At 65.4% G+C, this 19,303-nt stretch carries 22 protein-coding genes; 17 read left to right on the forward strand and 5 right to left on the reverse strand.

Annotation, left to right across the window (positions count from 1 at the left end):
- Nucleotide 1 precedes the first annotated feature (1 nt).
- From QA642_RS04115 to QA642_RS04125, 3 genes are all read left to right on the forward strand, one after another.
- On the forward strand, nt 2-940 hold the full coding sequence (locus QA642_RS04115; protein WP_283083509.1) for a dihydrodipicolinate synthase family protein: 939 nt from the start codon (nt 2-4) through the stop codon (nt 938-940).
- 406 nt (nt 941-1,346) lie between these two features.
- On the forward strand, nt 1,347-2,747 hold the full coding sequence (locus QA642_RS04120) for a selenium-binding protein SBP56-related protein (protein ID WP_283083510.1): 1,401 nt from the start codon (nt 1,347-1,349) through the stop codon (nt 2,745-2,747).
- 83 nt (nt 2,748-2,830) lie between these two features.
- A complete protein-coding gene (locus QA642_RS04125) occupies nt 2,831-3,424 on the forward strand; it encodes a hypothetical protein (RefSeq protein WP_283083511.1) in 594 nt (197 codons plus the stop codon).
- Nucleotides 3,425-3,427: 3 nt separating this feature from the next.
- On the opposite strand, the gene QA642_RS04130 is transcribed toward QA642_RS04125, so the two are convergent.
- The 3 genes from QA642_RS04130 to QA642_RS04140 are packed head-to-tail and all read right to left on the reverse strand — an operon-like array spanning nt 3,428 to nt 5,994.
- The gene (locus QA642_RS04130) at nt 3,428-4,126 is read right to left on the reverse strand and encodes a DUF1045 domain-containing protein (protein WP_283083512.1); all 699 of its coding nucleotides are present in this window, start codon (nt 4,124-4,126) and stop codon (nt 3,428-3,430) included.
- An 18-nt stretch (nt 4,127-4,144) separates the two neighbouring features.
- Nucleotides 4,145-5,338, reverse strand: a complete 1,194-nt coding sequence (locus tag QA642_RS04135; RefSeq protein ID WP_283083513.1) for an alpha-D-ribose 1-methylphosphonate 5-triphosphate diphosphatase — start codon at nt 5,336-5,338, stop codon at nt 4,145-4,147.
- Entirely contained in the window at nt 5,335-5,994 is a 660-nt protein-coding gene (locus QA642_RS04140) for a chloramphenicol acetyltransferase (RefSeq protein ID WP_283083514.1), read from the reverse strand. Before QA642_RS04140 ends, QA642_RS04135 begins: the two co-directional genes overlap by 4 nt.
- 173 nt (nt 5,995-6,167) lie before the next feature.
- Here QA642_RS04140 and phnC point away from each other — a divergent pair, with 173 nt between their 5' ends.
- The 4 genes from phnC (at nt 6,168) to phnE (QA642_RS04160) (ending at nt 9,787) form a co-directional block, all read left to right on the forward strand.
- Nucleotides 6,168-6,977: a phosphonate ABC transporter ATP-binding protein gene (gene phnC / locus QA642_RS04145; RefSeq protein ID WP_283083515.1), complete on the forward strand. Its 810-nt coding sequence runs from the start codon at nt 6,168-6,170 to the stop codon at nt 6,975-6,977.
- Nucleotides 6,978-7,042: 65 nt separating this feature from the next.
- Nucleotides 7,043-7,978, forward strand: coding sequence for a phosphonate ABC transporter substrate-binding protein (gene phnD / locus QA642_RS04150; protein WP_283083516.1), 936 nt, complete (start codon nt 7,043-7,045; stop codon nt 7,976-7,978).
- 79 nt (nt 7,979-8,057) lie between these two features.
- The gene (gene phnE / locus QA642_RS04155) at nt 8,058-8,942 is read left to right on the forward strand and encodes a phosphonate ABC transporter, permease protein PhnE (protein ID WP_283083517.1); all 885 of its coding nucleotides are present in this window, start codon (nt 8,058-8,060) and stop codon (nt 8,940-8,942) included.
- Nucleotides 8,939-9,787 (forward strand): phosphonate ABC transporter, permease protein PhnE, encoded by an 849-nt coding sequence (phnE, locus tag QA642_RS04160; protein ID WP_283083518.1) that lies wholly within the window; start codon nt 8,939-8,941, stop codon nt 9,785-9,787. The genes phnE (QA642_RS04155) and phnE (QA642_RS04160) overlap by 4 nt, the downstream gene beginning before the upstream one ends.
- A gap of 135 nt (nt 9,788-9,922) precedes the next feature.
- On the opposite strand, the gene phnF is transcribed toward phnE (QA642_RS04160), so the two are convergent.
- Nucleotides 9,923-10,651 carry a phosphonate metabolism transcriptional regulator PhnF gene (gene phnF, locus QA642_RS04165; protein ID WP_283083519.1) on the reverse strand — a complete coding sequence of 243 codons (729 nt, stop codon included), beginning with the start codon at nt 10,649-10,651 and terminating at the stop codon, nt 9,923-9,925.
- Between the two features lie 120 nt (nt 10,652-10,771).
- On the opposite strand from phnF, the gene phnG reads away from it, so the two are divergent.
- The 9 genes from phnG to QA642_RS04210 are packed head-to-tail and all read left to right on the forward strand — an operon-like array spanning nt 10,772 to nt 17,767.
- Nucleotides 10,772-11,236 carry a phosphonate C-P lyase system protein PhnG gene (phnG, locus tag QA642_RS04170; protein WP_283083520.1) on the forward strand — a complete coding sequence of 155 codons (465 nt, stop codon included), beginning with the start codon at nt 10,772-10,774 and terminating at the stop codon, nt 11,234-11,236.
- A gap of 4 nt (nt 11,237-11,240) precedes the next feature.
- Nucleotides 11,241-11,849: a phosphonate C-P lyase system protein PhnH gene (gene phnH / locus QA642_RS04175; protein ID WP_283083521.1), complete on the forward strand. Its 609-nt coding sequence runs from the start codon at nt 11,241-11,243 to the stop codon at nt 11,847-11,849.
- Nucleotides 11,850-11,852: 3 nt separating this feature from the next.
- On the forward strand, nt 11,853-12,968 hold the full coding sequence (locus tag QA642_RS04180) for a carbon-phosphorus lyase complex subunit PhnI (protein WP_283083522.1): 1,116 nt from the start codon (nt 11,853-11,855) through the stop codon (nt 12,966-12,968).
- The gene (locus QA642_RS04185) at nt 12,965-13,861 is read left to right on the forward strand and encodes an alpha-D-ribose 1-methylphosphonate 5-phosphate C-P-lyase PhnJ (RefSeq protein WP_283083523.1); all 897 of its coding nucleotides are present in this window, start codon (nt 12,965-12,967) and stop codon (nt 13,859-13,861) included. The genes QA642_RS04180 and QA642_RS04185 overlap by 4 nt, the downstream gene beginning before the upstream one ends.
- Nucleotides 13,854-14,651, forward strand: a complete 798-nt coding sequence (gene phnK / locus QA642_RS04190; protein WP_283083524.1) for a phosphonate C-P lyase system protein PhnK — start codon at nt 13,854-13,856, stop codon at nt 14,649-14,651. The genes QA642_RS04185 and phnK overlap by 8 nt, the downstream gene beginning before the upstream one ends.
- Before the next feature lie 22 nt (nt 14,652-14,673).
- Entirely contained in the window at nt 14,674-15,372 is a 699-nt protein-coding gene (gene phnL, locus QA642_RS04195; protein ID WP_283083525.1) for a phosphonate C-P lyase system protein PhnL, read from the forward strand.
- 5 nt (nt 15,373-15,377) lie between these two features.
- Entirely contained in the window at nt 15,378-16,535 is a 1,158-nt protein-coding gene (locus tag QA642_RS04200) for an alpha-D-ribose 1-methylphosphonate 5-triphosphate diphosphatase (RefSeq protein WP_283083526.1), read from the forward strand.
- On the forward strand, nt 16,532-17,128 hold the full coding sequence (gene phnN, locus QA642_RS04205) for a phosphonate metabolism protein/1,5-bisphosphokinase (PRPP-forming) PhnN (protein WP_283083527.1): 597 nt from the start codon (nt 16,532-16,534) through the stop codon (nt 17,126-17,128). Before QA642_RS04200 ends, phnN begins: the two co-directional genes overlap by 4 nt.
- 27 nt (nt 17,129-17,155) lie before the next feature.
- Nucleotides 17,156-17,767, forward strand: coding sequence for a pyridoxamine 5'-phosphate oxidase family protein (locus QA642_RS04210; protein ID WP_283083528.1), 612 nt, complete (start codon nt 17,156-17,158; stop codon nt 17,765-17,767).
- A gap of 184 nt (nt 17,768-17,951) precedes the next feature.
- Here the strand turns inward: QA642_RS04210 and QA642_RS04215 are convergent, their stop codons facing one another.
- On the reverse strand, nt 17,952-18,683 hold the full coding sequence (locus QA642_RS04215) for an SDR family NAD(P)-dependent oxidoreductase (protein ID WP_283083529.1): 732 nt from the start codon (nt 18,681-18,683) through the stop codon (nt 17,952-17,954).
- A 390-nt stretch (nt 18,684-19,073) separates the two neighbouring features.
- Between QA642_RS04215 and QA642_RS04220 the strand changes: the two genes are divergently transcribed.
- Nucleotides 19,074-19,295: a hypothetical protein gene (locus QA642_RS04220; protein WP_283083530.1), complete on the forward strand. Its 222-nt coding sequence runs from the start codon at nt 19,074-19,076 to the stop codon at nt 19,293-19,295.
- The last annotated feature ends 8 nt before the right edge of the window (nt 19,296-19,303 follow it).

The following is a 19,303-nucleotide window of genomic DNA, read 5'->3' on the forward strand; positions in this document are numbered from 1 at the left end:
GATGCCGGTCACCCCACACAAGGCCCAGCGCCCCTATCGCGGCGTGTTCCCGGTCGCGCCCACCATCTTCGACGAGCGCGGCGAGCTCGATCTGGAGGGCCAGCGCCGCTGCATCGATTTCATGATCGATGCTGGCTCGCACGGCCTCTGCATCCTCGCCAACTTCTCCGAGCAGTTCGTGCTCACCGATGCCGAGCGCGAGACCGTGATGCATGCCGTGCTGGAGCATGTCGCCGGCCGGGTTCCCGTCATCGTCACCACCACGCATTTCAGCTCCGCCGTCTGCGCGGCGCGCAGCAAGCAGGCCGAGGCGGCGGGTGCCGCCATGGTGATGGTGATGCCGCCCTATCACGGTGCGACGTTCCGCGTGCCCGAGAAGGGCATCGTCGAATTCTTCAAGGTGCTCTCCGGCGCGATCAACATTCCGATCATGATCCAGGATGCACCGGTCGCGGGCACGCCGCTGTCGGTCGAGCTGCTGGCGCGGCTGTCGCGCGAATTCGCCAACATCCGCTATTTCAAGATCGAGGTGCCCGGCGCCGCCTCAAAGCTCCGCAACCTGATCGAAGCGGGCGGCAAGGACATCGAAGGTCCCTGGGATGGCGAGGAGGCGATCACGCTGCTCGCCGATCTCGACGCCGGCGCGACCGGCGCGATGACCGGCGGCGGCTATCCCGACGGCATCCGCCAGATCATCGACCCCTATTTCGCCGGCGACCGCGAAAAGGCGAAAGCCGCCTATGAGCGCTGGCTGCCGCTGATCAACTACGAGAACCGTCAATGCGGCCTGATCGCCTGCAAGGCGATGATGCAGGCCGGCGGCGTGATCAAGTCGGAGGCAGTGCGCCATCCCTTGCAGCCGCTGCATCCGGCGACGCGGGCGGGGTTGCTGGAACTCGCCAAGGAACGCGACGCGCTGGCACTGCGGTGGGGCAAGTAGCGCCAAACATTCAGCAGTCGTAGGGTGGGCAAAGGCGCGGAGTGCCGTGCCCACACTTTTACCGACGGCGATGGGTGGTGGGCACGCTCCGCTTTGCCCACCCTACGAAGGCCGTCATTGCGAGGAGCGACTTGTCCTCCGTAGCTCGAAGAGCGAAGGCGGAAGCGACGAAGCAATCCAGTTTGCGGAGAAATCTGGGTTGCTTCGCATGACGGGGTCTGCCCATTTCGGCTAAAGGCGTCGAATTGGCGCGGCTCGGGCCGTTTCCCGCGGCCCGGCGATGACATATTGTACGCTCGCCGACCAAGCCCGCGGGACGCATCTCAAGACATCGCGGAACAGTTCTTCATTATGCCGCTATCCCGAGCCAGGTTGGCGCGAACCGACAGAACAGGGAGGCAGTGCCATGACGATGAGGCCGGATCCCACCTTTCACGCATCGCCAAAGCTTGCGATGGAAGCACCAGCGGAGAACTTTGCCTACACGTTGCTGCTCAGTCCGGATTTCTCAAAGCCGGATGCTCTCGCGGTCATCGACGTCAAGCCGGGATCGCCGACCTATAGCCAGATCGTTCACACCGTGACGATGCCCAACAAGGGCGACGAGTTTCATCATTTCGGCTGGAATGCCTGCTCCTCCGCCTTGTCGCCGCTTACCGGACACGCCTTCATCGAGCGGCGCTATCTCATTATCCCCGGGCTGCGCTCGTCGCGGATCTACATCATCGATACCAAGCCAGATCCGACCCAAGCCAAGATCCACAAGATCATCGAACCGGAGGAGGTCTTCAAGAAGACCGGTTACTCACGGCCGCATACGATCCATTGCGGGCCGGACGGCGTCTATGTGAGCACGCTGGGCGGTGGCGGCAAGGACGGCACCAACGGACCTCCTGGTGTCTTCATCATGGATTGCGAAACGTTCGAGGTCCTTGGACGATGGGAGATCGACCGGGGCCTGCAGACGCTGCATTATGATTTCTGGTGGAATCTGCCGCGCGATTACATGGTGACGAGCGAATGGGCGTTGCCGCCGCAGTTCGAGAACGGGATCGTGCCGCAGGATCTGCTGTCGAACAAGTATGGCCATCGTCTCCACTTCTGGGATCTCCGCGCCCGCCGCAACGTGCAGACCATCGATCTCGGCGCCAATCACCAGATGGCGCTGGAGGTGCGGCCAGCGCACGATCCGGTTCGCGAGTACGGCTTTGCCGGCGTGGTGGTCGACACCACCAATCTAGAAGGTTCGATCTGGACCTGGTGGCGCGAGGGCGGAAAATTCCATGCCGAGAAGACGGCGACGATTCCACCGGAGCCCGCAGACAAGGAGAAGCTTCCGCCGCTGCTGCAGGGCTTTGGCGCGGTGCCGCCACTGGTGACCGATATCGACCTGTCGATGGACGATAGATTCCTCTACGTCTCCTGTTGGGGCACCGGCGAGATGCGCCAGTACGATGTCAGCGATCCCAGAAAGCCCAAGCTTGCGGGCTCGGTGCATACCGGAGGCATCGTGCGCCGCGCGCCGCATCCGAACGGCAAGGCATATACGGGTGGCCCGCAGATGGTCGAGATCAGCCGCGACGGCAGACGCGTGTATTGGACCAATTCGCTCTATTCCACCTGGGACGACCAGTTCTACCCCGACGGGGTTCCGGGCGTGGAGGTCATGGCCAATGTCGGTCGCAACGGCGGCCTCGAGCTCGACAAGGACTATTTCGTGAGCTTCCCCGACGGATATCGTGCGCACCAGATCAGGCTCGAGGGCGGCGATTGTTCGACGGACTCCTTTTGCTACCCGTCGGTCTAGATTGGGGGCACGCGAGCCCAGCCGTCGGCTGGCTGTGGCTCGCGCTTGTTGCGAGCGGTCTCTACCACGGGGTCAATCCGGGAATGGGATGGCCGCTCGCCGTTTCGGCCGGGCTCATGGACAAGAGTCCACGCGCGCTGTTTCGCGCGTTGTGGGCCCTGGCGGCCGGGCATCTCCTGGCAACACTTCTCGTGCTGCTGCCATTCGCCTTCCTGCTCGTGCTGGCCGCGTGGCAGCGTCCGATCCAGCTGGTCGCGAGCCTTGTCGTCATCGGCTTTGGCATCTATCGGCTGATCGACCGACGTCATCCGCGCACGCTGGCACGAATTCCGCCGACGCAATTGGCGCTCTGGTCGTTTGCCGTCGCCATTGCTCACGGCGCCGCCTTGATGCTCGTGCCGATCTATCTCGGGCTCTGTCAGGCCTTTGAGCTCGATGCTGGCCATGAGGCGGCGGGCGCGCTGATGAAGGCACGCCTCGGGATGGCGGTGCTCGTGTCGCTGGTTCACGTGACCGCCATGGTCGGCGCCGGCGGATGTCTGGCGTGGCTGGTCTACCGCTATCTGGGATTGAAGTTCGTCTCGCGAAGCTGGTTCAATCTGGATGCAGTCTGGGCGTCCAGCCTCGTTCTGGTCGGCGCGGTGGCGCTTGCCTTCAATCTTGCGAGCTGGCGCTGAGCTTCACCGCGCCAAAGCCCATTCGCCGATGATGCGAAAGCGCGCCTTGGCGTCATCCTGCTTGAACAGCGCGATGCGATCGACCGTCAGCGTATCGAGCTTCAGCGCCGCAAATCGCTCGCGCAGCATCTGCAGAATCGGCCCGCGCCGCTCCGCGTCCAATCGCCCGGTTAGCGTCATGTGGAAACGGAATTCTTCCATCACGTAGGGATAGCCCCAGCGGTCGAGATAATCGCGCTGGCGCTCACTCAGTCTTTCGGGCCTCCGACGGGCGCGATCTTCCGCGGTCAGGGCCAGACGCAAGGAATCGAACTCGCGAACGCAATCGGCAGCGAGCTGTTGAAGCGCATCCACCGGCGCTGCCGGAATGACCGCGATGAAGCCGCTGATGGAATCCACGATCGGGCTGATCGCCGGGATCGGCCGCGCCTTGCCGGCGAAGCTCACGCAGGCCGCCGACAACTCGGCCTCGGACTTGCCGGGCGCGAGCGCCATCGGCGCCTTCAGCGTGGCGTGAAAGCCGTATTTGCGGGGATCGCTGGTGACGTCGCGCCAGTCCGGCGCGATGCGCAATGCATCCGCGGGAAACGGCAGCTCGTCGCCTGTATAGGCATCATAGCCGAGCAGCTCGGCGCCGAAGCGGGTGAGGGCGCTGTCGGCGCCGGCCGCAAAATAGATCGCGTAGCGGGGAAAGCCTGTCATTGCCCGAACATAACCGGTTTATGCCGCAACGACAGCCTCGCGCGGCGTCGGCACTGCTGCGTGCAGCCGCGTCGTATCGGTGAGGTGCACGAGCTTGCCGCCTGATATCACGGCGATCAGCCGCGGCCGCAGCGGCATGGTGTCGTCGACCAGCAGGATGTCGGCGCGGCGACCTTCTGCAAGCACGCCGCGATCGGTGAGGCCGGTTGCGCGCGCAGGTCCCGCAGAAATCAGGCTCCAGGCTTCGGTCAGCGGCAACACGCCGTCGGCGGCGAGACGGAACGCGGCGAGCAGCTGCGCGGGATAGTAATAGTCCGACGCCAGCACAGAGCAGAGCCCCTTGGCGATCATGTCGGATGCCTTGGTCCACCCGGTGTGGCTGCCGCCGCGCACGACGTTTGGCGCACCGTAGACGATGGCATCGCCGTGGCTTGCTGCGGCGCGCGCCGTCTCCTCGTTGATCGGGAACTCCGCGATGTCAGCGCCGAGCTCGCGAAACTCCTGGCGCATCGCCGGCGTCGCATCGTCATGCGAGAGCATCCGTACTTCGGCGGCCCGGGCCGCGGCGGCCAGCCGCGATACGGATGCCGGGACATCGGAGGCGCGGGACACGACATGTCCGACCAGCCGGTCGAACGCCTCGCTCGACAGTCCGGTGCGCTCGACCATGCGGTTGCGCTTGCGCGGATTGGAGATGTCGGCAACGACCCCGTCCATGTGGTCGTTGAAGGCGAACAGGTCGACGCGGCCCTCGGCGAGCCATTGGGTCATCTCGGCCTCGGCGTCGAGATTGTAGGTCTCGTGGCGCAAATGGAAACGGGTGTCGGCGGCGAATTGCGGACGCTGCCGCTCGATCGCCTCCATCAGGCCGCGCGCATTGTCGGCGCTGCGTAGGCCCGGCTCCCACGAGCAGGTCGTGGCGTGAAACACCGTGGTGATGCCGTTGCTGATCGCCTGGCGGTCGCTGTCGGCGAGCGCGACGTCGATCGGAAAGTCGACGCCGGCCCGCGGCATCATCTGCCGCTCGAAGGCATCGCCATGCAGGTCGACGATGCCGGGAAGCACCAGGAGATTGCGCGCATCGATCGAAAGCCGCGCCCGGCCGCGCGAGGCATCGACCTCGACGATATCCGTTCCGGACACGAGAAGCGACGTCTGGACGAGCTCGGTGCCGATCAGGGCCCGGCCGCCCTCAAGGAAAATGTCTGTCACGCGACCGCGCTTCGTTTGCTGGTTGTGGAATTCGTCCGTGCTTCGTATGTCGCGAGGAAATCTTCAATCCCGAGTTTGCGGAAATTGGGCAGGGCTTCACGCAATTTGTCGTGATCCCAATCCCACCACGCGAGCTTGGCGAGCCGTCCGGCGATCTCTTCCGAGAACCGCCGCCGCACGATGCGCGCCGGATTGCCGGCGACGATGGTGTAGGCCGGCACGTCCTTGGTGACGATGGCGCCGGCCGCGATCACCGCGCCGGTGCCGATGTTGCGGCCCGGCAGCACGATGGCGCCGTGGCCGATCCAGACGTCATGGCCGATATGGACGTGGTGCTGGCGCCGCCAGTCGAAGAACTCGTTGTCGTCGCTCTCGCCTTCGAAATAGGCGCTGGAACGATAGGTGAAGTGCGCTTGCGTCGCGCGATGCATCGGATGATTGCCCGGATTGATCCGCGTCATCGCGGCGATCGAGCAGAACTTTCCGATCGTCGTGTAGGTGATCTGAGCGTCGTTCACGACATAGGAGTAATCGCCCATCGCCACTTCATGCAGGATGGTGCGAGCGCCGACCTCGGTATAGGCGCCGAGCCTGGTCTCATGCAGTTTTGCGGAAGCATCAATGGTCGGTTGAACCGAAAGCTTCTTACCGGCCATGTTACATCCGTAATGCGAGGGCGGGCACTCGTCTTCGAGTGGCTTGATGACGATGTCATGACGCGGTGATGACAGGGGACGAGGTGTGTAGGATCGCCGCACCGCAATGCGCGTGTCACACAAGTGTCAAGCGCCGGGGTTAGCGGTGGGCTCCAGCTACTCTGGAGCCCTACATGCTGGTGGTTGAAGGTCTGACGTGCCGCTTCGGCGCAAAAGCCGCGGTGGACGACGCTTCGTTTCAAATTTCCCCCGGCGGCTTCGTCGGTGTGATCGGGCGCTCCGGCGCCGGCAAGTCGACCCTGCTGCGGACCATCAACCGTCTCGTGACGCCGACGCAGGGCCGCATCCTGTTCGACGGTCTGGACGTCACCGCGTTGCGCGGCAAGGAACTGCGGCAGTGGCGGGCGCGCTCGGCCATGATCTTCCAGCAGTTCAATCTGGTCGGCCGGCTCGATGTGCTGACCAATGTCCTGATGGGGCGCCTCGCCACCATTCCGGCCTGGCGCTCGCTCTCGCAGATCTGGCCCGAGCAAGACAAGGCGCTGGCGATGTCCGCGCTCGAGCAGTTCGACATCGCCTCGCTCGCCGCGCAGCGCGCCGACCAGCTTTCCGGCGGCCAGCAGCAGCGCGTCGCGATCGCCCGCGCGCTGGTGCAGCAGCCCGACATCATCCTCGCGGACGAGCCGATCGCCTCGCTCGATCCGCGCAACACCAAGATCGTGATGGATGCGCTTTTGCGCATCAACAAGCACTTCGGCATCACCGTGCTCTGCAACCTGCATTCGCTCGATCTGGCGCGCACCTATTGCGATCGCCTGATCGGCATGGCGGCGGGCCGCGTGGTGTTCGACGGCGCCCCGTCGGCGCTGACCGACCTCGTTGCGCGTGAGCTCTACGATCTCGAAGCCGCCGACGTCATGGGCGGAACATCTGCACCGGCGCCCGAGGGCGTTCCGGCGCTCGGAACCGCTGCGGCGGCCTGAGCCGCATCGCACCTGTTCAATTGCCAGTTTTGCGTCAACCGACCCCAACCGATGAAGAGGGTATCATGATCACTCGCAGACTCGTTCTTGCCGGCGCTGCCGCGCTCGCCTTCACCGCTTCTGCCTCCGCCGAGGATTGGAAAGCAAAATATCCCGAGCTGACATTCGCGGTCATTCCGGCGGAAAACGCCTCGGGCGTGACCGAGCGCTGGGCGCCGTTCATGAGCTATCTCTCCAAGGAGCTGGGCGTGAAGGTCACGCTACGCATCGCCAACGACTACGCGGCCGTCATCGAAGGCCAGCGCGCCGGCAACATCCATATCGCCAGCTACGGCTCGGCCTCGTTCGCCCGCGCCCGCCTGACCGGCGTCAAGACCGACGCCTTTGCCAACGACATCAACGCCGACGGTTCGACCGGCTACTACTCGGTGTTCTTCGTCAAGGCGAACAGCCCCTACAAGAAGATCGATGACCTCAAGGGCAAGAACCTCGGCCTCGTCGACCCGAACTCGACGTCCGGCAACAACGTGCCGCGCTTCGAGCTCGACAAGATGGGCATCGCAGACGCCGACACTTATTTCAGCAAGGTCGTCTTCACCGGCAGCCATGAGAACGCGATGCTGGCGCTGGCGCAGGGCACGGTCGACGTTGCCGCCAACCAGTGGACCAGCGACGACGATTCGACGCTCGCGCAGATGCTGACCAAGGGCATGCTGAAGAACGCCGACGGCTCGCCGATGAAGAAGGACGATTTCCGCATCATCCACAAGTCGGCGCCGATCATCAACGGCCCCTACGCCTATAACTCAGACCTGCCGGAAGACGCCAAGGCCGCGATCGCCAAGGCGTTCTTCGACGCGCCGGCCAAGGACAAGGCGGCCTTCGACCGCCTCCAGGACGGCCAGAAGAAGGGTTTTCATCCCGCCACCACCAAGGACTGGGATGGCACGATCGAGCTGATCAAGTTCGTCGATGCGCTGCGTAAGAAGAAGGCGTCCTGAGCTTTCGGGACGAGTCACTTGAGCCGGGTCGATGGACCCGGCTCTTTCTCTTTTTTGACTGAGCACTGTTCCCGATCCGATGACCGTCGCGGTTTCGATCCTCCCCGAGCAGCAGCTGGCTGCGTTGAACGCCGCCTATCGCCAGGCGGTTGCGCGCAAGCGGCTTCGTCTCCTGCTCGGATTTGCGGTGTTCGCCGCCGCGCTGGTTCTCGCCGGCATCGGCGCCGAAGTGAACCTGCGCACGCTGTTCACCCATTTCGGCAATTTCATCAGCTATTTCGACCGCATCCTCACGCTCGACAACGGCCAGCGGGTCTGGACCGATTTCGGCGAGTGGCTCTGGGGCTGGCGTAAATGGCTGAAGATGCTGGGCGAGACCCTGCTGATCTCCTATGTCGGCACGCTGATCGGCGCGACTTTCGCCTTTGGCCTGAACTTCTTCGCAGCTGAAAACACCTCGCCGTCGTCCTGGCTGCGCTTCGTGGTTCGCCGCCTGCTTGAATTCGCGCGCACCGTGCCCGGCATCGTGTTCGCGCTGGTCATCGTGATCGCCTTCGGGCTCGGACCGATGGCCGGCGTGCTCGCGATCGCGATCCACTCCACCGGCGCGCTCGGCAAGCTGTTTTCCGAGATCGTCGAGAACGCCGACATGAAGCCGGTCGAAGGCATTCGCTCGACCGGCGCGAGCTGGCTCGCCTGCATGCGTTTCGCCATCCTGCCGCAGGTGACCGCGGGCTATGCCAGCTATGCGCTGCTGCGCTTCGAGATCAACGTCCGTGAGGCTTCGGTGATGGGCTTTGTCGGTGCCGGCGGCATCGGTCAGGAGCTCGTCGTCGCGATCCGCAAGTTCTACTACTCAGACGTCAGTGCGATCCTGCTGTTCATCATCATCACCGTCTTCATCATCGACATCTCCACCGGCTGGCTACGCGGCCGGCTGTTCGGCAAGGAGGCGCGGACGTGACGAAGCCGCAGGAGGTCGATACGCGCGAGATGCGCGCGCGCTACCCTGATGTGTTCGACCGGCCGGCTTCGGCGCGGCTGGCCATGCCGGCGATGATCGTCGGTGCGTTCGCGATCCTGATCTACGGCCTCGTCGACCTCGATTTCTCGCCGTCGCGGTTCTTCGCAGGCCTGAGCCAGCTCGGCTGGATCAGCTTGATGATGATCCCGCCGGATCCCGGCTCGTCGCTGCCGATCTATCTGAAGGCGCTCGGCGAGACGCTCTCGATCGCGCTGCTCGGCACCACGCTCGCGGCACTGTTCGCGTTGCCGGTCAGTCTGCTCGCCGCCCGCAACGTGGTGCCGTCGACCATTCTTCGCTTTCCCGTGCGGCGTTTCCTCGATTCGATCCGCGGCGTCGATACGCTGATCTGGGCGCTGGTGTGGATCAACGTCGTCGGGCTCGGCCCGTTCGCCGGCGTGCTCGCCATCGCGGTGTCGGATTTCGGCGCGTTCGGAAAACTGTTCTCAGAAGCGATCGAGGGTGCCGACCAGAAGCAGGTCGAAGGCATCCGCGCCTCCGGCGGCAGTGCGCTGCACGAGATCCGCTTCGGTCTGTTGCCGCAGGTCCTGCCAGTGATCGCCGGCCAGGTGCTCTATTTCATCGAGTCGAACACCCGCTCGGCTACCATCATCGGCATCGTCGGCGCCGGCGGCATCGGCCTCCAGCTCGCCGAGCAGATCCGCGTCCTGGAATGGCAGAAGGTGTCGTTCCTGATCCTGATGATCCTGGTCGCGGTCGCCGCGATCGACTTCATCTCGGGCAAGCTGCGGTTTGCGATCATCGGGCGGCGGGCTGTGGCCTGATCAAAGGTGCCGTAGGGTGGGCAAAGCGAAGCGTGCCCACCACTTTTAATGATTGAGAGAGGTCGTGGGCACGGCGCAAGTGCGCCTTTGCCCACCCTACGGGTCTACGGGTCCGGTTTCGTGGAGAGAGACCCCCTACGACTCCACCAGGAACTCCACCCGTTCCGCCGCGAAGCGTGAGTGCTTCGTCACCAGCGGCTTGCCGCCGAGATCGTGGTCGGTCGCATCCACCACCAGGATCGGCCGGCCCAGCGGCAGGTCGAGCCGTGCGGCGTCGGTGGCATCGACGATGCCGGCGGTGATGCGCGTCGCGCCGCGGCGATAGTCGCGCACGCCGAAATGCTCGAGCAGCTTCGTCATCGAGCGCGTTTCGGCGAACACCTCGCCGGCGCCGGGAAACAAGTCCGCTGACAGCCACGTCGTGGAGACGCAGATCGGCGTGCGGTCGGCGAGCCGGATCGCCTCGATCCGCACCAATGGCGCGCCGGTCTTGAGGCCGAGCTCCCGCGCCAGCTCGCGCGTTGCGACGTCACCGGTCGCCTCGATCAGGCGGCCATGCGGCTCGCGGCCGTCGGCGCCGACGATCTCGGAGAAGCGCGTGCGCGAGCGCAAGGGATAAGCAAGCTTCTGCGCCTCGACATAGGTGCCGCTGCCGCGCTCGGCGCGCACGAGGCCACGCTCGGCAAGCGCCGCCAGCGCACGCCGCACGGTGTGGCGGTTCACGCGATAGGTTTCGGCGATCTCCATCTCGCCCGGCAATTTGTCGCCGGCCACAAAGCGGCCGTCGGCAATGCCGCGTTCGATGCCATCGGCAACGAGGCGCCATAGCGCGACGCCCGAGGAGGCGGTGTCCTGCATACTCATGTCGCCGGAAAGCCTACTCCAGAAATCACACGTTTGTCACGAAACAGTCATGGCGCTTCCGTATCAAGTTGTCTATTATCATAGACAACTTGGATTCGGCAAGTTGTGTCGAAAAGCTCGGTGGATCAGGTGACCCAGCACAACAACCAGCAAGCCCAGCGCCAGGCCGCAATGGCCGTGCTGGCGCATGCGGAGGCGGGCGAGATCGCCGCCCGCCTCCGCGCTATCGCACTGCCCGATCATCGGGATCTGCGCGCGCCCGAGAACGGCCTCGTGATGCTGCGCGGCCGGGTCGGCGGTGAGGGCGCGCCGTTCAATCTCGGCGAAGCCACGGTGTCGCGTGCCGCGGTGAGGCTTGCGAGCGGCGAGGTCGGCTTCGGCTACACGCTCGGACGCGACGGCGAGAAGGCGCGGCTGATCGCGCTGTGCGACGCGCTGGTGCAGTCGCGCGACTTCGGCGCCGCCGTCGAGCGCGACGTAATCGCGCCGTTGCGCGAGCAGCTTATGGTCGAGCGCAAGCAGGTTGCGGCCGAGACCGCCGCGACGAAGGTTGATTTCTACACCATGGTGCGCGGTGAGGGGTGAGGCCATGACCACGATTGCGGAACTGCCGCCGGGGTTCGCCGACAAGGTGTTGTCGGCGCAATCGACCTTTCGCTCGGTGATGGACGCGATGGCGCGGCCGGGCTCGGTCCAGCGCATCGTGCCGATGGCGGGCGCGCCTGACATGATGATGCGCGGCACCGCCGCGATCGCACTGACGCTGTTCGACCACGACACGCCGCTTTGGCTCGACGCGCGGATCTCGGAAAGCTCCGACGTGACGAAGTGGCTGAAGTTCCACACCGGCGCGCCGGTGATCCAGGATTCGTCGATTGCAAGCTTCGCGCTGATCAGCGACGGCGTCCTGCTGCCGCCGCTCGAGCGCTTCGCGCTCGGCACCAATGAATATCCGGATCGTTCGACCACGGTGATCATCCAGGTCGAGAGCCTCGACTCTGGGCGTGGCTTCGAGCTGCGCGGCCCCGGCATCGACGGCGTCGCGACGCTCCAGGCCTCGATCAAGCCGGCCGATCTGTTCGAGCGGCTGAAGTTCAACGAGGCGCTGTTTCCGCGCGGCATCGACGTGGTTCTGGTCGCCGATGACGCCGTGGTTGCGATCCCGCGCACGACGCGTGTCGCGAACAAGGGAAGCTGAAGCATGTATGTCGCAGTCAAAGGCGGCGAACGCGCCATCGAGAACGCCCATCGCCTGCTCGCCAATGCCAGGCGCGGCGACCAGAGCGTTCCGGAGGTCACGCTCGACCAGATCTCGGAGCAGCTTGGGTTGGCCGTCGATCGCGTCATGAGCGAAGGCTCGCTCTACGACCGCGAGCTCGCGGCGCTCGCCATCAAGCAGGCGCGCGGCGATTTGATCGAGGCGATCTTCCTGGTCCGCGCCTTCCGCGCCACCTTGCCGCGCTTCGGTGTCAGCGAGCCGGTCGATACCGGCGCGATGCGCGTGCAGCGCCGGGTGTCCTCGACCTTCAAGGACATCCCGGGCGGCCAGATCCTCGGGCCGACCTTCGACTACACGCACCGTTTGCTCGATCCCACGCTCGCCGAGGGATTTGTGCCGGAGGCGCCCGCAACGGCCGAAGCCTCGACTGCGGCGACGCCGCGCGTGACCGACATTCTCGGCCGCGATGGGCTGATCGAATCCTCGCCGCAGGCCGAGGATGGCGCCAGCGTCGGCGATCTCACCCGCGAGCCGCTGAACTTCCCGGCCGATCGCGATCTGCGCTTGCAAAACCTCGCGCGCGGCGACGAGGGCTTCCTGCTGGCGATGGGCTATTCGACCCAGCGCGGCTATGGCCGCAACCATCCCTTCGCCGGCGAGATCCGCTTCGGCGAGGTCGAGGTCGAATTCTTCGCGGAAGACGTCGGGTTTGCGGTGCCGCTCGGCTCGATCGAGCTCACCGAGTGCCAGATGGTCAACCAGTTCAAGGGCTCGGCGACCGAAGCGCCGTGCTTCACCCGCGGCTATGGCCTCGCCTTCGGCCAGAGCGAGCGCAAGACCATGTCGATGGCGCTGGTCGACCGCGCGCTGCGTGCCCGCGAGCTCGGCGAAGAGGCCGTGGCCCCCGCGCAAGATGAAGAATTCGTGATGTCGCATTCGGACAACGTCCAGGCGACCGGCTTCGTCGAGCATCTGAAGCTGCCGCATTACGTCGACTTCCAGTCCGAGCTCGGCCTCTTGCGCAAGCTGCGCCAAGAATTTTCCAAAGCGTCTGCCGAGGCCGATGCGCCCGATGCCATGAAGGAGGCCGCGGAATGAACGCGCCCGCCTACAATTTCGCCTATCTCGACGAGCAGACCAAGCGGATGATCCGCCGCGCGATCCTGAAGGCGATCGCGATCCCCGGCTATCAGGTGCCGTTCGCCAGCCGCGAGATGCCGATGCCCTATGGCTGGGGCACCGGCGGCGTGCAGGTGACGGCGGCGATCCTCGGTCCCGCCGACGTGCTCAAGGTCATCGATCAGGGCTCCGACGACACCACCAACGCGATCTCGATCCGAAAATTCTTCGCCAGGACCGCCGGCGTCGCGACCACGACGGTGACGGACGAGGCGACCGTGATCCAGACCCGTCACCGCATCCCCGAGACGACGCTGCACGCGAACCAGGTGCTCGTGTACCAGGTGCCGATCCCGGAACCCTTGCGCTTCCTCGAGCCGCGCGAGACCGAGACGCGGCGCATGCATGCGCTCGCCGAATACGGCCTGATGCATGTGAAGCTCTATGAGGACATCGCCCGCTTCGGCCACATCGCGACGGCCTACGCCTATCCCGTGAAGGTCAACGCGCGCTACGTGATGGACCCGTCGCCAACGCCGAAATTCGACAATCCCAAGATGGACAATTGCGCGGCGCTGCAGCTGTTCGGCGCCGGCCGCGAGAAGCGCATCTACGCGATCCCGCCTTATACGCAGGTGGTGTCGCTCGATTTCGAGGATCACCCGTTCGAGCCCTACCGCTTCAACGCGCCTTGCGCGCTGTGCGGCGCCGAGAATTCCTATCTCGACGAGATCGTGACCGACGACCAGGGCGGGCGCATGTTCGTCTGCTCCGACACCGATTATTGCGAGGGCCGCCAGGCCGAGGGCCATCACGGCGCCCTCAGCGCCGCGCCGTACAAGGAGAAGGCGCAGGGGAGTTCACATGGCTGATCTCGATACGCTCGAAAACGACCAGCCGCTGCTGGTCGCCGAAAGCCTCAGCAAGTCCTATGGCCGCATCGCCGCCTGCCGCGACGTGTCGTTCGCGCTCTATCCCGGCGAGGTGCTGGCGATCGTCGGCGAGTCCGGCTCGGGCAAGTCGACGCTATTGCAGATGTTGTCGGGCCAGCTCACGCCGAGCGCGGGCCAGGTTTCCTACCGCATGCGCGACGGAATCACCCGCGATCTCACGACGCTGGGCGAGGCCGAGCAGCGGTTTTTGTTCCGCACCGATTGGGGCTACGTGCACCAGGATCCCGCGCAGGGCCTGCGCATGGCGGTCTCGGCGGGCGCCAATGTCGGCGAGCGGCTGATGGCGGTGGGCTGGAATCACTATGGCCGCATCCGCGACACCGCATCCGATTGGCTCACCCGCGTCGAGATCGACACAGCCCGCATCGACGATGCCCCGCGCACCTATTCCGGCGGCATGCGCCAGCGTCTCCAGATCGCGCGCAACCTCGTCACCGAGCCGCGGCTGGTGTTCATGGACGAGCCGACCGGCGGCCTCGACGTCTCCGTGCAGGCGCGCCTGCTGGACCTGTTGCGCAGCCTCGTCGCCGAGCTGCATCTCGCCGTCATCATCGTCACCCACGATCTCGCGGTGGCGCGCCTGTTGTCGCACCGCGTGATGGTGATGAAGGGCGGCCGCGTCATCGAGACCGGACTCACCGACCAGGTGCTCGATGATCCCCGCGAGCCCTACACCCAGCTCCTCGTCTCCTCGATTCTGCCGCCATGAGCCTTCCAACAAGAGCCTTCCGATGACCGCCATGATCGACATCACCGACGCCGGCAAGACTTTTACGATGCACCTGCAAGGCGGCATCGAGCTGCCGGTCGTGCGCGGCGTCACCTTCCAGGTCAACCCGGGCGAATGCGTCGTGCTATCGGGGCCATCAGGCGCCGGCAAGTCGTCGATCCTGAAGATGATCTTCGGTAACTACCGCTGCGACTCCGGCCGCATCGGCATACGCCATCGCGGCGCGGTGGTCGATCTCGCCACCGCCGAGCCGCGGCAGGTTCTGAACATCCGCCGTTCAACCATCGGCTATGTCAGCCAGTTCCTGCGCGCCGTGCCGCGGGTTGCCACCATCGACGTCGTCGCCGAGCCGCTGATCGTGAACGGCATGGCGCGAGCCGATGCACAGGCCCGCGCCGGCGAGCTGCTGCATCGTCTCAACATCCCTGAGCGCCTCTGGCAGCTGCCGCCCGCGACTTTCTCCGGCGGCGAGCAGCAGCGCGTTAACATCGCCCGCGGCTTCATCTCGGACCTGCCGATCCTGCTGCTGGACGAGCCGACCGCTTCGCTCGATGCCGCCAACCGCGCCGTCGTGGTCGAGCTGGTCGCCGAGAAGAAACGCCAGGGCGTCGCCATGGTCGCCATTGTCCACGACGACGAAATCCGTCATCTGATTGCCGACCGCATCGTCGACGTTACCAGCTTTGCCGCCGCGGCCTGAAGGGAATGGACATGAAGCCGAAGGAAACTGTGATCGCCAATGCCAGGGTCGTGCTGGCTGATCGGGTGATCGAGCAGGGCTGGCTCGCCCTTGCCGACGGATGCATTGCGGAGATCGGCGAGGGGACTGCACCCACGGGCGCGGAAGATGCCGGCGGCGACCTGATCATGCCCGGCCTGATCGAACTCCACACCGACCATCTCGAAGCGCATTACGTGCCGCGCCCGAAAGTGTTCTGGAATCCGGTCGCCGCCGTGATCTCCTATGACGGCCAGCTCGCGACGTCAGGCATCACCACCGTGTTCGATTCGCTCCGGGTCTGGCGCGAGGACGGCGCCGAGGAGGTCGACGGCCGCGCCGGTGTGCTCGCCGCCGCGATCACGACGGCGCGCAACGCCAATCTGCTGCGCGCCGACCACTTCCTGCATCTGCGCTGCGAAATCCCGATGCCGAGCGTGGTCGAGGAGGCCAAGGAGCTGATCGATCGTCCCGACGTCAAGCTGATGTCGCTGATGGATCACACGCCCGGCCAGCGCCAGTTCCGCGACGAGGTCAAGCTGCGCGACTATTACCGCGGCAAAGGTGGCGGCAAGACCGATGCCGAGCTCGACGAGCTGTTCGCCAAGCGCTTCGAATATCAGAGGCTCTATGCAGCGGCCAACATGCGCGAGATCGTGGCGCTGGCGCACGAGTACAAGATCCCGCTCGCGAGCCACGACGACACCACCGAGGAGAACGTCGCGGATGCCGTGCGCGATCGCGTGTCGGTGGCGGAATTCCCGACCACGCTGGAGGCCGCCCGCGGCCTGCACCAGGCCGGCATCGATATCCTGATGGGCGCGCCGAACGTGGTGCGCGGCGGCTCGCATTCCGGCAACATCGCCGCGGTCGATCTCGCCCGCGAAGGCCTGCTCGATATCCTGTCGTCGGACTACATTCCCTCGAGTCTCTTGATGGCCGCGCTGCAATTGCCCGAGCATGTGCCGGCGATCAGCCTGCCGGCCGCGGTTCGCACCGTGACCAAAGCGCCGGCCGAGGCGGTCGGCCTCACCGACCGCGGCGAGGTCGCGACCGGCAAGCGCGCGGACCTGATCCGCGTGCACGTCGCGGGACACGTTCCCGTCGTCCGCAGCGTCTGGCGTGAAGGACACCGCGTCGCATGAGCGAGACCGCGGCCATGGCGCAGGATGAGACGGGCGCGATCGGCCCCGGGCGGCTCGTGCTCGTGGTCGGTCCCAGCGGCGCCGGCAAGGACACGCTCCTGCGGCTGGCGCAAGCGGCCTGCATCGAGGATCACGACATCGTCTTCCCGCGCCGCGTCGTGACCCGCGAACCCTCCGCGGCTGAAGACAACATCGCGATGAGTTTTGACGAATTCCGCCGCGCGCTCGATCACGGCGATTTCGCCGTGCACTGGGAGGCGCACGGGCATTCCTATGCCCTGCCGCTCGAAATCAACGGCGACATCCACGCCGGCCGCGCCGTCGTCGTCAACGTCTCGCGCACAGTGATCGGCGCACTGCGCAAGACATATGCGAACGTCGTCGTGGTCGCGATCACCGCACCGCCGGACGTGCTGGAGCAGCGGCTTGCCGCGCGGGCGCGGGTGAGCGACGGCAATATCGCGGACCGCCTCGCGCGCAGCGTCGACGATGTGGCCACGCTGGCCGATGTCACCATCCTCAACGCCGGCAGCGCGGACTACCACAGCCGCCAGCTCGTGCGGGTGATCAGGAACGAAGGCTGGCGCGAGTAGCCGCTGGCAGAACAAGGAGAGAGTGGAATGACGGTGATCAATACGGTCGAGGAGCTAGAGGCCATCTACGGCGTCACCAACGACGCTTCGACCGTGAAAGTCGCCGACCACGTCACCCCGCTCTACCGCATCTTCATCGAGAAGGCACCTTTCGCGGCGCTCGCGACCATCGGCCCGGAGGGCATCGACTGCTCGCCCCGTGGTGATCTCCCCGGCTTCGTCCGCATCCACGATCCGAAGACGCTGATGCTGCCGGATCGACGCGGCAACAACCGGGTCGATTCCCTGCGCAATATCGTACGCGATCCGCGCGTGTCGCTGATGTTCCTGATTCCCGGCTCCGGCAACGCGATCCGCGCCAATGGCCGCGCGCATCTCTCGGTCGATCCCGAACTGCTCTCTTCGTTCAAGGTCGACGGCAAGGCGCCGCGCAGCGTCATGGTGATGGCGGTGGACGAGATCTACTTCCAGTGCGCCCGCGCCATCGTCCGCTCCGACCTCTGGAATCCGGACAAGCGTATCGACCCCAGGACACTGCCGACGCCGGGCCAGATCCTCGCCGAGATGAGCGAGAACAAGGTCGGCGGCGAGGAGTACGACCGCATCTGGCCGACGCGCGCTGCCGCCACGATGTGGTGAGCCTTTCTTACCCTCTCCCCTTGTGGGAGAGGGTGGCTCGCCGCGATAGCGGCGAGACGGGTGAGGGGTCTCTGTCCCCACGAAAAGCGTTGCGCGTGGATAGATACCCCTCATCCGGCGCTTCGCGCCACCTTCTCCCACAAGGGGAGAAGGAAGAGGGTACACGTCGCGCCCGCCATGCCCGCTAGTTAAACGCCATCCCGCCGCTCAGCGCGATGGTCTGCCCGGTCATGTAGGCATTTTCCACCAGCAGCATCACGGCTTTCGCCACCTCGTCCGCCGTGCCGAAACGGCCGAGCGGAATGCGGCCGACGAGTTGCGGCTGGCCGCTCATCATGTCGGTCTCGATCAGCGACGGCGCCACGGCATTGACGGTGATGCCTTCCTTGACCAGCCGCGCCGCATAACCGCGCGTGAGCCCCTCCATGCCGGCCTTGGACGCGTTATAGTGCGGGCCGATCGAGCCGGCGCCGCGCGCCGCACCGGAGGAGATGTTGACGATGCGGCCCCATTCGCGTGCGCGCATCGAGGGCAGCACGGCCTGCGTGCACAGGAACACCGACTTCAGATTGACCAGTATGGTCCGGTCGAAATCGTCCTCGGTGAGATCGTCGATACCGCGCGTGATGGCGATGCCGGCATTGTTGACGAGGATGTCGATGGGGCCGAGCCCGCCGCTGACGCGCTCCACCATGTCAGCGACGGCCTCGCGCTGCGAGACGTCGGCGGCGACGACGATGGCACGGCCGCCCTGCCGGCTGATCTCGCCCGCCAATTGCTCGGCCTGGCCGATCTGTTCGCGGCAGTTGATCGCCACGGCGGCGCCGGCCTCGGCCAGCGCGCGACAGACGGCGGCGCCGATTCCGCGCGAGCCGCCGGTGACGAGCGCCGTGCGCCCCTTCAGATCATTTGCCATACCCGTATCTCCCGATTTTCTCTTGCGCCCACCGGGAACGTAGCATGCCGGCCGCGCGGCCGTGTTGAACTCATCGCGAGATAAATCCGGCTGCGGGCGCTTGCCGCGGGAGAAGCGCTCCAGCGCGCTCACGACAAATATGGATAGCCATTTCATTGACCAATCGTGCCAACCGCTCGATATTCGAAGCGTCGAAACTGCTCCTCGAGCCTGAAGCCGCGATATGAGAACCGATCACCAGCGTAACAGAGGCGACATGCATGCGTGCATGACGCGGCGCTGTTTCTCGGCCGCCACAGGCGCCTGTTGCTGTTGCTGACCGCCTCCTAGCAACACCTCACACCGCAAATCCCAAGACAGGAACGCCGAGACTTCGGCGAACGAGCAGCCATGTCCCAGACCCTATCGAACGCCTACATCATCGAAATCCACGACCGCGCCGCCGGCATCATCACCCGCGATGAACGCGGCTTCCGCTTCTTCTCCTCCGAGCGCCTGTTCGACAGTCTCGAAGGCCGCCAGTTCCGATCGGCGCGCGACGCGGAGCGCGCTGCCCGCGCCGTATTCTCCGAGCGGAGCCGCCGCGCGAATTTCCGACTGTTCGCCAACTGACCCCAGCG

The sequence above is a fragment of the Bradyrhizobium sp. CB2312 genome (genome assembly GCF_029714425.1).
Taxonomy (GTDB): Bacteria; Pseudomonadota; Alphaproteobacteria; order Rhizobiales; family Xanthobacteraceae; genus Bradyrhizobium.